This is a genomic window from Lachnoclostridium sp. MSJ-17 (assembly GCF_018918205.1).
In the GTDB taxonomy this organism is placed as follows: domain Bacteria; phylum Bacillota; class Clostridia; order Oscillospirales; family Acutalibacteraceae; genus Ruminococcoides.
This window is the reverse complement of record NZ_JAHLQB010000030.1, coordinates 28,076-43,076: the sequence shown is the minus strand read 5'-3', so window position 1 is coordinate 43,076 and position 15,001 is coordinate 28,076. Positions and strand designations below refer to the sequence as shown.

Genomic DNA, 15,001 nt, shown 5'->3' with positions numbered 1-15,001 from the left:
GAGGACGTCATTCTCGAACTGCCTGAGGATGAAAGGTATTGTCCGAACTGCGGCAATTCTCTGCGTATAATGGGCAAGAAATTCCTGCGCAAGGAACTCATCGTCATCAGGAAACAGATCAAGGTCGTCAATTACTACACCTACACATACACCTGCGACAATTGTGAGAAAAACAAGGGCGTAACACGGATCTACACGGTTCAGCCGCCCGAACCGCTCATCAGGCACAGCTACGCGTCGCCGTCGCTGGTCGCGGACGTGATGACGCAAAAGTATGTGGACGGTGTACCCTTAGCGCGACAGGAGAAGATATGGCTGCGCGACGGCTTTGACCTTAAAAGAGCAACGATGGCAAACTGGATGATCAAGGTTGCCGAGAAATGGCTCAAGCCGCTCTATAAGCTGATGAAAAAGCAGCTTCTGGCGGGCAGCGTCGTCTATGCCGACGAAACTGTGGTACAGGTGCTCAAGGAAGAGGGCAAAACCTGTCATTGATTTTACCATTCAAAACTTCCTTTCATTTAATGTTTTCTGTTTTCATTTTATTGTGCCACTAATGTTTGTGTTTGGCAATGGATTAGTGACAAAACTGTAACCTTTTATTCTGCTTTTTTATTTCAAACATAAAGAGAGCGTTTGCAAAAAATACTTTTTCTACAAAAGCACATAAAAAAGTCCAAAAAGTAACATTTTTCGTTATTTTGTCCATTGAACTGAGCGAGATGTATTTGTATAATATAAGCGGTATTTGTATGCGAAGATGAGGAGTGAGGGCATGAGCGGTCATAATAAACATGGGCTTAAAAGCAAAATATTCGTTCACTTGCTCAACCTCGCGGTGACCGTGGCGCTCCGCCCCAAGACAGTCTGGCAGGACAGGCAGCTTAAAAAGCTTGCGGGCAAGGAGCCGTTCATTTTCGTGGCGAATCACACTCACCACTTCGACGGCGTTTTCGGCGCGGCTGTTGCCAAAAAGTTCAAGCCGTATTCGGTTGTCAGCCGCAAGTGGTACGACAAGGACGGTTACGGAAAATTCATCAAGCTTACAAAGAGCATTCCCATTGACCTTGACACGCTTGACGCGTCGTGGTTCCAGACGGGCGAAAAGCTTATCGCTCAGGGCGAATCTGTTTTGATATTTCCCGAAGGAGCCATAGCCCGCGAGGGCAAAATGCTCGACTTCAAAAGCGGCGCCGGGCTGTTAAGCGCTAAAACAGGCGCGAGGATAATACCCATAGCCATTTACGGGCGATATAAAATGTTTTTCGGAAAGCGTCAGCGCGCGCTTGTCGGCAGGGCGATAGAAAGCCGCTGTCCCGAAAACATGCGCCACTCAAAATACGCCAAAGAGCTTATGCATACCTCGCAGAACGAGGTGCGCAGGCTGTACGGCGAGCTTGAAAAGAAATACGGCAGAACAGGCACGTATTTTGAGGAAACCTATGCCGATAAGTGCTGAGCACTTACTATAAAAACAAATAATCTCTGAAAGGAAAGTTAATTATGAACATCGAAATCGCAGAAAAAATCAAAAAGGTACTTGTAGACACCCTCAGAATCCCCGAGGACGAGCTTGAGTTTGACTCTGAGCTGTTCGGCGAGGACATCGGCCTTGACTCTATCGACTCTATCGAGATCATCGCCTGCATCGACGAGCTGTTCGGCATCGACATGACCGGCGCTCCCAGAGAGGATTTCCAGACGATCGAGACTCTCGCAAACTATGTAGAAACTCACAAAGAGGCGTAAAATATGGCTGATAAAAGAGTAGTTGTTACGGGCTTGGGGCTTGTCTGCGGGCTCGGAAACGACGTGCAGACCTGCTGGAGCAACGCCGTGAACGGCGTGACAGGTATCGACGACGTTAAATCGGTCGACACCGCTAACTGCTACGCTCACAAGGGCGCCGAGGTCGATCTTCCAAACGAGGCGCTGTCAAGCGAGAACTACGACCGCTCTTCCCTGTTATGCATCAAAGCGACAGCTCAGGCAGTGGAGGACGCAAAGCTCGACATCAAAAGCGAGGACAGCAGCCGCATAGGCGTTATCCTGGGAAGCTGTGTGGGCGGCGCGGCAAGCATAGACAAATACTACACCGACGAAATAAAGGGCGGCGAAAGCGACGCCGGGGACATTTGGAAGATGTCCGCTTCCGCGATAGCCAACAACGTGGCAAAGCACTTCGGCCTCAACGGCACCACCGCCAACATCGTAAACGCCTGCGCGGCGGGCACGATGAGCATTGCCTACGCCTGCGACCTTATCCGCGCGGGCAAGGCCGACGCGTTTATTGCGGGCGGCACCGACAGCTTTTCATCCCTTGCGTTCAGCGGCTTCCACGCCCTGCACGCCCTTGACACCGACAGCTGCTCGCCCTTTAACCGCAGCAGCGGCATCACTTTAGGCGAGGGCTCGGGCGTTCTTATCGTTGAGAGCTACGAGCACGCTAAAGCAAGAGGCGCAAAAATCTACTGCGACGTGCTCGGCTCGGGAGTAAGCAGCGACGCTCACCATATAACCGCTCCGCGCCCCGACGGAATGGGACAGATGGCGGCTATAAAGCGCGCTGTAGAGAATTCCGCTCTGGATTTTAACGACATCGATTATATCAACGCTCACGGAACGGGAACCGCCAAAAACGACGAGGCTGAGTTTTTATCGCTCCACACTCTGTTTGACGGCAGCGACAACCTATCGGTAAGCTCCACCAAGTCAATGACAGGTCACTGTCTTGGAGCGGCAGGCTCTATCGAGGCTGTTTTCTCGGTAAAATCCGTCTGCGACAACGTTATTCCGCCAACGATAGGCTACACCGCCGAGGATTTAGACAAACTCGCCGAAAAAGCGGGCAAGCTCGACTTTGTACCCAACACAAAAAGAGAAAAGACCGTTACAAACGTAATGTCAAATTCCTTTGCGTTCGGCGGCAACAACGCGAGCATCATCTTCTCAAAAAATCCCGCTCAGCTCCCCGAAAAAGAGACTGACGAAAAGGTTTATATCACGGGCGCAGGCAAGTTGCTGGGAACGCCCTGCGAGGAAGGATCCGACGGACTGCGCGCGCAGTTCACCTCAGCCGACTTCAAGGCTCACGGTATCAAGATGGCGTTCTTCCGCAAGCTTGACCGCTTCAGCCAGCTTCAGCTTTTGAGCGGCGTAAGCGCGCTTGAAAACGCCGGGATCACCGTTGACGAGACAAACGAAAACAATATCGGTATCGTAATAGGAACAGCCGACGGTCCTCTTAAGGAGATCGCCGACTTCCAGATAAACGCGATCAAAAACGGCACCGAAAAGGGCAGCGCCTTTGCCTTCCCCAACACCGTTTACAACGCGGCAGGCGGCTACCTTAGCATTTTCTCGAACATCCGCGGCTACAACGCCACGGTCGCAAACAGCATTCAGGCGGGCTTGCAGAGCGTTTGCTACGCGGTTGACGTAATAAAGGCGGGCGAAGCCGACGTCATGCTCGCGGCAGGCACCGACGAGAACACCGACATCGAATCAACTTTGAGCGCGCGTCTCGGCATTACAGGCAGCGGCAAGCCCTACAGCGGCGAAGGTATCGCTCTGGGTGAGGGCTCGGTAACGCTTGTGCTTGAAAAGGAAAGCGCCGCAAAGGCGAGAAACGCCGAGATCCTCGCGGAGATCGCGGGCTGCGCAACGGCTCACGGCAGCGTTGAGGCGTTTGAGATAAGCGGCTCACAAAAGGCGCTTGAAAAGGCTATTAAGGACGCCTGCGCCGACGCGTGCATTACTCTCGACGGTATCGACGCGGTGTGCGGCTTTGCCAACGGCAACAAGTCCGTTGACGCGCTTGAAAAGGGCGCTTTGAATGCGGTATTCGGCAAAGATATTCCCGTTCTGAGCGTAAAAGAGCAGTACGGCGAGGCAAGAGCCGCCACGGCTGCCCTCAGCGCGGCATACGCGGCCGAGCTTTTGGCAGGAAAAGCCGAGGCTAAAGGATTCAACGCGGATAACGCTGAGTATATTCTCGCTGTGTCCTTCGGACTGGGCGGCTCATATTCGGCAGTTGTTATAAAGAAAGCATAAACGGAGGAAGTTATGAAAAAGGTTGCGCTCATCACAGGCGCTTCGCGCGGTATAGGCAGAGCCTGCGCCGTAGCGCTCGCCAAAAGAGGATATGACATTGCGGTAAACTACAACTCCAACGACACAAAGGCTAAGGAGGTCGTTGACGAGATAACCTCGCTGGGCAGAAAGGCTGTCGCCTACAAGGCCGACACCGCCGATTTGAACGCCGTTAAGCAGATGTTCCGCGACGTTGTAAAGGAGTTCGGCAAGCTTGACGTGCTTGTAAACAACGCCGGAGTAGTTGACGACGCCTATCTTCTTATGATAAGAGAGGATTCGCTGACGCGCAGCCTCGACATAAACATCAAGGGCTATTTCCACTGCGCACAGCAGGCGGCTCTTAAAATGCTGAGCAAAAGAAGCGGCAAAATCATCAATATTTCATCGGTAAGTTCGGTGTTGGCGGTTGAAGGTCAGGCGGTTTACTCCGCCACCAAGGGCGCGGTAAACTCGATGACAGCCGTTATGGCTAAGGAGCTTGCGCCCAAGGGCATAACCGTAAACGCGGTCGCCCCGGGCTTTATCGCCACGGAGATGATGGACGCTATTCCCGAGGAGCTTAAGGCAAAGTATCTTGAACAGGTGCCGATGCACCGCTTCGCAGACCCTGAGGAGGTCGCCAATACAGTGGCGACGCTCTGCTCCGGCGATTTCTCTTACCTTACGGGTCAGACTATCGTGCTTGACGGAGGGCTCAGCTTATGATGAACCTCCTTGAAATCAACAAAAGACTAAAGCAGCGCCCGCCCTTTCAGATGATAGAGCGGGTGACTGAATGGGAAGAAAACAAAAGTGCGACGGGCATTAAGTGCGTTTCGGTAAACGAGCCGCATTTTAACGGGCATTTTCCCGACGCTCCGATCATGCCGGGAGTGCTGCTTATCGAGAGCGCGGCACAGCTTTGCAGCCTTGTCATCTCCCCCGGCACCGCGTCGGCTGAGGACAAGCTGTATGTGCTTTTAAAAGTAAAAGACTTTAAGTTCGTTCGCCCCGTTATTCCGGGCGACAGACTTGAAATAAAGGTCGAGGTCATCCGCGCGACCGCGGCGGCGTATGAGTTCAGCGCGGTAATAAGCTGCGACGGCGTCGTTAAGGCAAAGGGCAGCATGATGTTCACCTCGATCGACAAGGACACGGTATACGCGCAATGAGGGTTTTGGTAATAAACGCAAGCCCAAAGGGTGAGCGCAGCAACACCATGAATATCACGCGCGCGTTTGTCGGCGGATTCCCCGCCGATACCGAGCTTGAAACCGTTGAGCTTTACAGGTGCGACGTAAACCCCTGCACGGGCTGCTACTACTGCTGGAAAAGCGGTACCGGCGTTTGCAAGATCAAGGACGGCGTCAAGGATATCCACGAAAAAATCTACAGCGCGGATATTATCATAGTGAGCTTTCCGCTGTACTTTTTCGGTGTCCCCTCTCAGCTGAAGGCGCTCACCGACCGCTGCCTTCCGCTTATGGTTCCGTACATGTCGCAGAGCAGCGACCCATACAGCGCGTCGTTCCACGATTTTAAAGATGAGATTGTGCGTGACAAAAAGCTGGTCGTTATTTCAAGCTGCGGCTATGTTGAGGCTGAGCCCGTGTATTCGGCTCTGCTCAGCCAGATCGATTTGATACTCGGCGGCAGAAAATACACGCCGATTTTGTGCCCTCAGGGCGAGATATTTGTTGCCGACCACCCGATAAGGCAGCGCGAAAGCTACCTTGCGGACATAAAAAAAGCGGGTGCGGAGTTTGCTCAAAACCTGAGCTTAAGTGACGAAACCGCAAAAAAAATCTCAAAGCCCATTTTGACGTCAAAGGGCTTCGGACTGCTTGCGAGCAGACATTTTTTACCGAAAGACGGCAAAGCTTAAGGAGGAAGTATGAAAGGACTGATTATTGAAGGCGGAGGCAGACGCGGGATATTTGCTGCGGGCGTGCTCGACCGTCTTGTGCAAAACAATATCAGTTTCGATTACATCATCGGAATTTCCTCGGGCGCACAGGCGGCGCTCAACTTTGTTGCGGGGCAAAGCGAGCGGACTAAAAAAAACATCATCCCTCAAAAAGAGGGCTTTACGGGCGTAGGGCTGAAAAAGATGTTCGGCGGCGACCTTAAAAAGATGGTCTACGAATACCCCTACGGAAGGCTGCCGTTTGACTTCAAGGCGTTTTTTGAGTCGGATATCATCACCGAGATCGTAGCGACCGACTGCGCAACCGGGCTGCCCGAATACTTCCGCGAAAAGAGCGACGAAACGCGCCTTATGGATATTCTGCGCGCCTCGTGCTCGCTTCCGGTTCTCTACTCAAAGGTTAAGATCGACGGCAAGGAATACCTCGACGGAAGCATTGCGGACGCCCTCCCCTATGAGCGCGCCTTCTCTCAGGGCTGCGACAAGCTGCTTGTGGTGATGTCAAAGCCCGTTACCGAGCAGGCTACCGACTACAACCGCTATCACCGCACTATGCAGATGGTATATAAAAACTATCCCAACCTTACAAAAAGGCTTTTTGACAGGTTGGAGCGCTACAACGCCCAGGCAGCGGCTATGCAGCCGTATATCGACGAGGGAAGGATAATGACCGTCCGCCCCGAAAGAACGCTTGTAGGCACGTTTGAAATGAACAGGGACAAGCTGGAAAAGGGCTACCAATACGCGTATGATTACGCGGGAAAGCAGATTGAAGCAATAAAAGAGTTTTTGCAACGGCGCGTCAAATCAATGCGGAATGCGGAATGCGGAATGCAGAATTAAGGTCGTGCCTTCTTCATCTAAGTATTCTGCTCCCGCTACTTATTACTCTTTACATTTAAGATTCGTTCGTATTCAAATAACTGACGATTTATTTGAAGTCCTTGTTACTAACTTAGATGAGAATGAATTTCCCCCGTGTATATTAAAACAGCTTTATTCTATGCGTTGGGGTATTGAAACTTCTTTCAGAAAACTCAAATATACTATTGGTCTGTCCGCTTTTCATTCTAAAAAATCGGAGCATATCCTCCAAGAAATTTTTGCGCGCCTTACTCTTTACAACTTCTCCGAATTTGTTACTTCACACATAGCTATCCGAAAAAAGAAAAGAAAACATCTCTACAAAATTAACTTTTCTGTTGCTGTGTACGCTTGCCGCAATCTTTTACTTGGCAGATATGCTCCTAAAGCTGTTGAAGCTGTGATTAGTAAACATATTTTGCCCTATCGTCCTTATCTTTCCAAGCCGAGAAACCTCCGTAGTATCCCGCCTGCCAGCTTCTCTTACAGAGTAGCATAATTCCTATGCTTTTTCAATATCTCTTTTTTGACTGACTATTTCGGTCAGTCTTATTGCCTTGCACTTTTTTACGAAAAAACACACCTGCTTTTCGCAAGTGTGCTTTTTCTTAAGCTCCCTTTGGCTTATCTTAATGATATTGGTTTTCGGACTGCCTTTTTACATTTGTGAAGTTGATATCTAATTTTATGCCGTGTTCGTCGAATCATTTGGATTAAGCAAATCTTCTAAAGTTTCGGCTGCGGCTTCATCGGCAGACTTGATCGCATGAGCGTATATTTTAGCGGTAGTTGCTGTGTTGGCGTGCCCGAGGCGCGCGGCAACCGTTGTAATGGCGACATGGCTTGAAATCATTAAGGTTGCGTTGGTGTGTCGCATGGAGTGGACAGAGACATAGGGCAGATCATCTTGGTGCGCCTTGATAAAATCAATAAACTTTTTGCTGAAGGAATCCGGATTCAGCGGTTTGCCGGTTTCAAAATTAGTGAAAACAAAGCCTGTGTCAGTCCAGCGATCACCCATAACCAGCTGACGCTCCATTTGCCATACTTTGTATTTACGCAGGTCGTTTATTACCATCTGACTAACCTTGATAACGCGTGTTGAAGAATCTGTCTTCGTGGTATCTAAATAAATGCCGGTCTCCGGAGTATAAAGCAGATTTTCTTTGAAAGAAATCAGAGATTGCTCAAAATCCACATCACTCCAGTGCAATCCAAGCAACTCACCGCGACGGCAGCCTGTTAATACCAATACGCGAATTGCGGTTTTAAAGTCAATACGCTCTTCCTCCAACAATTCAAACAATCTTTTTGCTTCAACTTCATCGAGAAAGCGCGGTTCTGTTTTTTTACGCGGGGAGGACGGACACGGTTACACGGATTATTCAGTATATGCCCCCACATAACCGCGTCGGTTAATGCGGACGAAAGCAAACGATGGTGATGCAATATCGTTTTAGGAGAAAGCGTAGCATCGGTTTTTTGAGAATCAAAAAGATCGTTTAATTGCTCGCCCAAAAACGCACATAGCTTCTTAGCGTTTTCTTCGCTGCAATTCTTCCCCTGTTCTATCGCCGCAAGTGTTGAGGCTGAAATATCAGTCTGACGGGCAAGTTCCGCACGGCTCATTGCGCGTTTTTTGCGATATTCCGCTAAATTAATTTTGCAGCGATATTTCACATCCAGCCTGACACCTTGCTCGGAAAGCTGTTCATAAAAAGACATCAGATGCTGAGGCCTGATGCGATCCAGACGCAGGTGCCCTAATGCCGAATATATCCTCGGGAGCATTTCCGTATAACGCTTATATGTACGGATTTTAAGCTCTCTTTTTTTATGCGGGAGCCATTCGTTCTCGATAAAGTCCTGCAGTTTTATATTGCCGTTGAGAACCAAGCCCTGTCTGCATTCGGCTTCAAACAGCGCCGCTTCCTGTTGAACGTATTTCTCGATTTGCTTTGGAGTAAGATTAGAATCCGCCTCAATTGTTTTTGTACGGCGAATCTGCTTTCCGTCGGCACCATATCCAAGGGAAACTGTTATGGTGTATGTGTTATTGCTTCTCTTCTGAATCGTCGACATCAATACAACCCCAATCGTAAAGGTTAATATCAAGCACACTAAATAGCATACCATCCTCAGGGTTTAAATTGTTCTGTGCTTTTTCCAGATTATTATAGATTCTTTGTCCAATAATATATCCTTTTGAAGGCTGATTTACATCTGCGTTATAGTAACAATCTATCAACTTTTGGGTGAATTGTTTGGCCTGGTTTTCATGTTGATTCTTCTTTGCGTACGCTTCATGATAATAATTCAAAATGAGTTTAATTATGTTAGCGTTTCCTGTTGACTTGTCTTTTGTATTGTGTTTGTCTAAATTAGACTCACAACGTTTCATAACACCCGAGAACATTCCGCAGGCAATTATATCAAAAGCCGTAGAATCAAGCTTATCGATCATATAAACAGCCTGCGTGAACGACCGTTGATTTTGGAAGAATGGGATGTCGGTCTATGGGTAACCATGATAAAGCACTGTGTTATCCGGCTGGATGGTAAAATAACATTCGTCTTCCGCGACGGAAAGGAAATCACAGTATGATTTATAATGAAAAAATCCTCCTGTTGGTGTCCGAATCATCGTCGGTTCAGATTTCAACAGGAAGATAATTATTTCAGCTTATGACGCTTTCCAAATCGTTATTGATTTCCGTCCGACAAAAATCCCAGATACTCGTCAAATACGTTAAAAAGCATATCGCCCGAGCAAACGGGGAGAACAGAATCGCTTCTGCCGATTGCGGCAAAATCAAAATAGTCCTTCGCTGTGGTAAGCACCAGAGCGGGAATCACGTCATAGTTCGTGCCGAATACAATTTCAAGGTACGGAACATATTTTGCTGCTTGTGAAATCTCCTCGGTATCTATTTTATCTTTCATTTTGAATTCCAAAGAGAAGACCTTGTTTTCCGTAATCACAAGAACGTCCGCGTAAATACGAACATACCGCGCCCGTTTTAGCCGGAATTCAAAAACGATCTCCCAATCCAGACATACGTTGCCAAGCATATCACGCAAGTCGGCGAATAGATTTATCATTTGTTCCCTAAGAAAGCAAACTGAGGTGATACCATGAAAAACAAAGGATCGTCTACCTTTGATGAGCTGAAAAGGCAGCTCAAAAATCTCGAAAAGGACATTCAGATCAAACAATATGACTACTCTTCGAACGAAACAAACAAGGCGATAAGCAAAACACTTGATGCCGAGTTCACTCACCGAACGCATTTGTTCCGTGCATTTGGAAAAGGGAAGAAATTTCAGAAAGCAAATGATTGGGACTATCTGGTTTTCAAGCGCAGAAAACAAGCCGTGCGCAATATGATGGAGCTCGCCGATGAACGTTTCTCGGCTAAGTATCCAGAGATGTGCGTTGCAGACGAGATCATCAATCTCTGCCTTCCCGGTGTTGCGCTCACGTTTAACGGCTTAAACGGACGGTTTTACATTGAGATGGCGGCGGCAATATGGATACTTGATTATCTGAAAAACAATGATCGGTATGAGGAAGCAAAGCAGTTATTCCCGAAAACGCGGGAGGAACTTGACCAAATATACCTCCCCAACATTTCCGATGCACTCCACAGTGACGACGCGATCAGGTCGGTTATCCACATTATTCAAAACCGCAACAGAGGTATGGTTGGCTTCGACGAAGAAAAATCGTTTATGGACGAAGCAGATACCCGTCTCAAGGATTCTCCGGACTCCGTCAACTTACCCCACAGAAAAAAATATGACGCCCTCATATCTCTGATAGACACGGACACTGTCGCTAATCTTGAAGAACAATTTGAGAAGTACACATGGAATTTTATTGATAACATTCTCGGTATAGTTCACGGATATCGCAAGCAAGAACAAAAAGCAAGAAGAAAAATCCACAGGCTGTTAAAATCTCAAATCAACAATGTGGAAAATGCATCCAAGCAATTCTTTTCACCTCTGATGGTCGGCATCAATACAGAAGGAGAGCTTGATTTCCTTTTCGATATGCATGATTCGGCACAACAGCTTAGAGAAGCCGATGAAGAACTCGGTGAGTGTGAAGCAAAAGCAAACAGTCTCTACCGTCTTATTCTTCTTCTGCCGGGACTCGTTAAAGATAAGCTGGATGATACGCTCGACGAAGAAATCATGTCGCAGTTGAGACCGATAGAAGTTACTCAGCCGTTTGAGATGTGCTTTGCGTTCCTGAGTTTATTAGATCATAACAGCGACATTGTATGGACGTATAACGCCGCCTATGTCATCATGTTTGTTGTCTGCCATGAATTGCCATGGGGAGAATCTGAGTGCGTTGACCGCGATTGGGGTATGGGTATCGACAGAGGCGAAGAATTTGTTGAGATGAGTTTGGATAATCCTGTTGAAAACCCCATCAGCAAGGCAGAAGATACATTGTTTGAAAGACAATATCCATCGCCGTTCAACGAAGAAGAATATCCCGAAAACGCGGAACACTTATCTCTTGCGCAGCTTGCGTTTACGGTTTCGGGTATCATTCCTCCGAGATACAATGCGATTCTGTCGCATGAGAAACAGTTGCTTTTGAAAGAGGGGTTTTCAGAGGACAAGGTTAATCTTCTGATAGAATATCTGTCTCTGGCTTACTCTATTACTCAACGGGATTCAGACTACCGTGTATTAGATGAAGAAATTGATATTGAAGAACCGGTAGAGAACACAGAAAATAACATTTCTGATGAGCAAGAGAAAAAACTCAAAAGCGAAATCAAGCGTCTGAATAACCTTGTCCATCAACTCGACAAGCAGAATAAGGAACAGGCAGAACGGCTCTCACGATATGAACAGGAGCTGAAAGAATCCAACGCCGAGCTTGCCGAGCTGCGCTCAATGATTCATCCCGCAAGCGAAACGCAGGAGAAGGAACGGCTGAAAGTTCAGTTTCCGTACTCAGCCAAATCCAGAGCAGTGATCGTGGGCGGCCATGAAACGTGGGCAAAGGCGATAAAGCCGCTCTTGAAGAATGTGCGGTTCATAGATCTACATGAACAGCCGAACGCCAGCCTGATTGCGAACGCGGAGGTTGTCTGGATACAGAGCAACGCCATAGCTCATAAGCACTACTACAAGGTGATGGATATCGTGCGAAAATATAATATCAGGGTCTGTTATTTCCAATTCGCCAGCGCCGAAAAGTGTGCGGAACAGTTTGCGATGGATGATATACCAACACAGTAATGGTCAATGAACATTTATGAATGATCTTGATTTGATAAAAAAATCATTACAGAAACAGATTCCAACATTCTTGACACGATTGACTAATGACCATCTAGAAATCACGCAGTTGCAAGAACACTCCATGCCTTGGTGTTTGTATTGTTTTACAGCATTTTCTCATCTTGTGAACAAGTGATGTGAATAATAAATCTTATGTGAAATTTTGTAAAGGATGACATTCGATGACAATGTTGTACACTGAAAATGTTTTAAGGAAAACCATACCGAAGAAAAAGGAATTCAATCGCTATTGGAATGGCTCCGGTGATAGACCCGTCTGCTTAAAAACACGGATTTCACCAACCATAGCAGGTTACAGGGATGCTCTTGCGGGATTTGAAGATTATATTATGTCTTATGCTGCTTCTCCTGCTTATAAAGAAAGAGTTGTTCGCCCATTCATTATTGAGTGGATCAAACGAATCGCCGACTATTTTGGAGAACAGGTGACTGAATCCGAAGATTTTTTCCCTCATTTCATTCGTACTGATAAAACAGTTGAACTGCTTAAACTGTTGCAAGCGCGCGAAGGAATCAGCAAATCTAAATTGCAGGAAGAGTTAGGAGTAGGTTATAAAACAGTCCAGAATGATTTACGCGCTCTTTCACCTTCGTTAGGAAAGGTGGATCAGGAACTGAAAATCGGCGGTCATGTTATTCGTGTGGATATAAAGGAAAAACGCCTTTCGGATAATTCAAAAGAATATCACTCGCCGAACACGGTAAATCCGCTTATTCTTTTTCCAAACGTTATGATGACGGGTAAGTTGCTTCAATCGCTTGCGCAGGATACTGAAAGCGATGTTGCTCAGTATATCGGAGCGGATATTTGGATTCAACTCACAGAGTATTATAAAGAAAGAATACGAAGTGTATACGCAGAACATGATGAACAGCTCACTGATTTTTTAGATATGATTGAATACAGAATCAGTCACGGTCACGTTTTTGGTTTCTTGACTGAACGAGAAATGATATTGGATAACTTGGCAGAAGAACTGCTCCGTGCGTATAAAGGTAATCGTCTTTGCAATCTGACCTTAATAATAAATGATACACAGATAGAAAGAAGAAACCAAAAAATCGTAATATTGGAAAATAATTACAGAGCAATAAGTGTTGACGAACCTGATGATTACATAGATTTCATCGAAGAAAACGTAATAGAAATTGAATTGTGCTGAAAAAAAGGGTTTTGGAACTTTATCTTCCACAACCCTTTTCCCTTTTGATGTATGATATAGACACAGTAAGAAAACAACTTACTGAATACATTATCAAAAGGAGAATTTTACCATGAGCAGAATCGAAAAAAGAATCAACAGAGAGTTAAGAGAGCAGTTGACAAACATCAACACACAGAACATCGGCAAGGGCGAGCTTAAAGGAATGATTCGCCGACTGGCAGACAACTTCCATAGCTACGACAAACTTCCCGGCATGAAGTTTTACGGCAATCACAATCCGAGTAAAGTTCCGTCAGACATCAGGGTGTATTATGTCTACACGCCTACCTATCTCGCTTGCGCAACGATGATGCTTGCAGTATGCCGCTACCCCGAATGGCTCAATATCAAAAAAATAGAAGAAACGTTGCACGACGGCTTGACCGCCTGCACAGGCAGAGAGTTTTTTGGATCGGGCTATGACAGCACGGAATGTTTCCTTGAAGCTATGGATATTTTTGCTCAGGGACAGGTCAGCAATTTTATTTCAATGTTTCCGGAGTTTAATCCCGTTTTTTCTGCGGCAATCAACAAAGCCGTCAACTACTTAGAAACGAACATTTGCAGCGGTAATATCAAGGATGATTGGAGCGGCGAAAGCTATGCGGACGCAGGAAAAACCATTTTAGCACGTCTGAAGTCGGTTAAGCCGAATGAAACGCTGTTGTTTGTATACGGCAGCCTTATGAACGGGCAGTCTGCGCATGAACTGATCAAGGATGGCATTTACAGAGGTAAATACACTCTCAAGGATTATGCGATGTTTGATCTCGGCGCATATCCCGGAATCAAAGAAAGAAGCGGCGAAACCGTTGTCGGCGAAGTATATGTGATTGACAAAAACCTTATTCCGGAGCTTGACAGATATGAGGGCGAAGGTTCTCTGTTTGTAAGGAAGCAGCTCGAAGTAGTCAGTGATAAGGAAAAAATAACGGCTAATGCGTATATTTACCTCGGCAGCGTTGATCACAAGCCTATAAAAAATGAGATGTGGGGCGTTGATGACAACGATACTATTTGGTATGCCTGCTATGGTTCAAATTTGTCGGAGGAGCGATTTGCCTGTTATATTGAAGGTGGCACTTGCGATATTAACGGGAAATCATATATCGGTTGTAAAGACAAAACACACTGGGGACGTCCCGAATATGCTGTTGTTCAAGGAAAAATGTATTTTGGAAACAGCAGCCCATCATGGAATCATAAGGGAGCAGCATTCTTTGACCCCAATGCAGAAGGCAGAACTTATATGAAGATTTACCCGATCAAGCGATCTCAGCTTATGGATATTCGGGATCAAGAGGGTTCTTCCGAAAATTGGTACGGCAGAATTCTTTGCCTTGGTATCCGTAACGATCGTCCTGTCTATACGCTCACAAGCAAAACACGCAGACCCGTGAATCTTCCCGACGAAAAGTATTTGACCTTGATAGCAGCACAGCTCAGAAGGAGTTTTGCGCTTGACGATGATGAAGTAATCAGCTATATTATGGGGCTGATCTCAGCATAATCCACTTGCTTCTGATAAAATGACTTCAAGAAATACAAACTGATTTAACAAAATCGGTTGAATAGACAGTGAAGTTATGGTAAAATATGA

General features: G+C 46.8%; 16 protein-coding genes. 12 read left to right on the top strand and 4 right to left on the bottom strand.

Annotated elements, in window-relative coordinates:
• From KQI64_RS02525 to KQI64_RS02485, 9 genes are all read left to right on the top strand, one after another.
• Positions 1-495 (top strand): IS66 family transposase (locus KQI64_RS02525; RefSeq protein ID WP_216523193.1); only part of this gene is annotated, 495 nt, incomplete at its 5' end.
• A 280-nt stretch (positions 496-775) separates the two neighbouring features.
• Entirely contained in the window at positions 776-1,459 is a 684-nt protein-coding gene (locus KQI64_RS02520) for a lysophospholipid acyltransferase family protein (RefSeq protein ID WP_216523192.1), read from the top strand.
• A 44-nt stretch (positions 1,460-1,503) separates the two neighbouring features.
• Positions 1,504-1,749, top strand: a complete 246-nt coding sequence (locus KQI64_RS02515) for an acyl carrier protein (protein WP_216523191.1) — start codon at positions 1,504-1,506, stop codon at positions 1,747-1,749.
• A gap of 3 nt (positions 1,750-1,752) precedes the next feature.
• A complete protein-coding gene (locus KQI64_RS02510) occupies positions 1,753-4,053 on the top strand; it encodes a beta-ketoacyl-[acyl-carrier-protein] synthase family protein (protein ID WP_216523190.1) in 2,301 nt (766 codons plus the stop codon).
• A 12-nt stretch (positions 4,054-4,065) separates the two neighbouring features.
• Positions 4,066-4,800 carry a 3-oxoacyl-ACP reductase family protein gene (locus tag KQI64_RS02505; protein WP_216523189.1) on the top strand — a complete coding sequence of 245 codons (735 nt, stop codon included), beginning with the start codon at positions 4,066-4,068 and terminating at the stop codon, positions 4,798-4,800.
• Positions 4,797-5,246: a 3-hydroxyacyl-ACP dehydratase FabZ gene (fabZ, locus tag KQI64_RS02500; protein ID WP_216523188.1), complete on the top strand. Its 450-nt coding sequence runs from the start codon at positions 4,797-4,799 to the stop codon at positions 5,244-5,246. The genes KQI64_RS02505 and fabZ overlap by 4 nt, the downstream gene beginning before the upstream one ends.
• Positions 5,243-5,959 (top strand): flavodoxin family protein, encoded by a 717-nt coding sequence (locus KQI64_RS02495; protein WP_216523187.1) that lies wholly within the window; start codon positions 5,243-5,245, stop codon positions 5,957-5,959. The genes fabZ and KQI64_RS02495 overlap by 4 nt, the downstream gene beginning before the upstream one ends.
• Before the next feature lie 9 nt (positions 5,960-5,968).
• Positions 5,969-6,844 carry a patatin-like phospholipase family protein gene (locus tag KQI64_RS02490; protein ID WP_216523186.1) on the top strand — a complete coding sequence of 292 codons (876 nt, stop codon included), beginning with the start codon at positions 5,969-5,971 and terminating at the stop codon, positions 6,842-6,844.
• Positions 6,819-7,364, top strand: a complete 546-nt coding sequence (locus tag KQI64_RS02485; RefSeq protein WP_216523185.1) for a transposase — start codon at positions 6,819-6,821, stop codon at positions 7,362-7,364. Before KQI64_RS02490 ends, KQI64_RS02485 begins: the two co-directional genes overlap by 26 nt.
• A gap of 186 nt (positions 7,365-7,550) precedes the next feature.
• On the opposite strand, the gene KQI64_RS02480 is transcribed toward KQI64_RS02485, so the two are convergent.
• The 4 genes from KQI64_RS02480 to KQI64_RS02465 all read right to left on the bottom strand — a co-directional run bounded on the left by KQI64_RS02480 (position 7,551) and on the right by KQI64_RS02465 (position 9,808).
• Complete coding sequence (locus tag KQI64_RS02480) at positions 7,551-8,159, bottom strand: site-specific integrase (RefSeq protein WP_216523184.1); 609 nt, start codon at positions 8,157-8,159, stop codon at positions 7,551-7,553.
• On the bottom strand, positions 8,108-8,947 hold the full coding sequence (locus KQI64_RS02475; RefSeq protein WP_253289158.1) for a helix-turn-helix domain-containing protein: 840 nt from the start codon (positions 8,945-8,947) through the stop codon (positions 8,108-8,110). The genes KQI64_RS02480 and KQI64_RS02475 overlap by 52 nt, the downstream gene beginning before the upstream one ends.
• Positions 8,919-9,329, bottom strand: coding sequence for a hypothetical protein (locus tag KQI64_RS02470; protein WP_216523182.1), 411 nt, complete (start codon positions 9,327-9,329; stop codon positions 8,919-8,921). Before KQI64_RS02470 ends, KQI64_RS02475 begins: the two co-directional genes overlap by 29 nt.
• A 239-nt stretch (positions 9,330-9,568) precedes the next feature.
• The gene (locus KQI64_RS02465) at positions 9,569-9,808 is read right to left on the bottom strand and encodes a hypothetical protein (RefSeq protein WP_216523181.1); all 240 of its coding nucleotides are present in this window, start codon (positions 9,806-9,808) and stop codon (positions 9,569-9,571) included.
• Between the two features lie 192 nt (positions 9,809-10,000).
• On the opposite strand from KQI64_RS02465, the gene KQI64_RS02460 reads away from it, so the two are divergent.
• The 3 genes from KQI64_RS02460 (at position 10,001) to KQI64_RS02450 (ending at position 14,911) form a co-directional block, all read left to right on the top strand.
• On the top strand, positions 10,001-12,133 hold the full coding sequence (locus KQI64_RS02460) for a hypothetical protein (protein ID WP_216523180.1): 2,133 nt from the start codon (positions 10,001-10,003) through the stop codon (positions 12,131-12,133).
• 224 nt (positions 12,134-12,357) lie between these two features.
• Complete coding sequence (locus KQI64_RS02455; protein WP_216523179.1) at positions 12,358-13,359, top strand: hypothetical protein; 1,002 nt, start codon at positions 12,358-12,360, stop codon at positions 13,357-13,359.
• Between the two features lie 157 nt (positions 13,360-13,516).
• Positions 13,517-14,911, top strand: coding sequence for a gamma-glutamylcyclotransferase family protein (locus KQI64_RS02450; protein WP_216523178.1), 1,395 nt, complete (start codon positions 13,517-13,519; stop codon positions 14,909-14,911).
• Positions 14,912-15,001 lie beyond the last annotated feature (90 nt).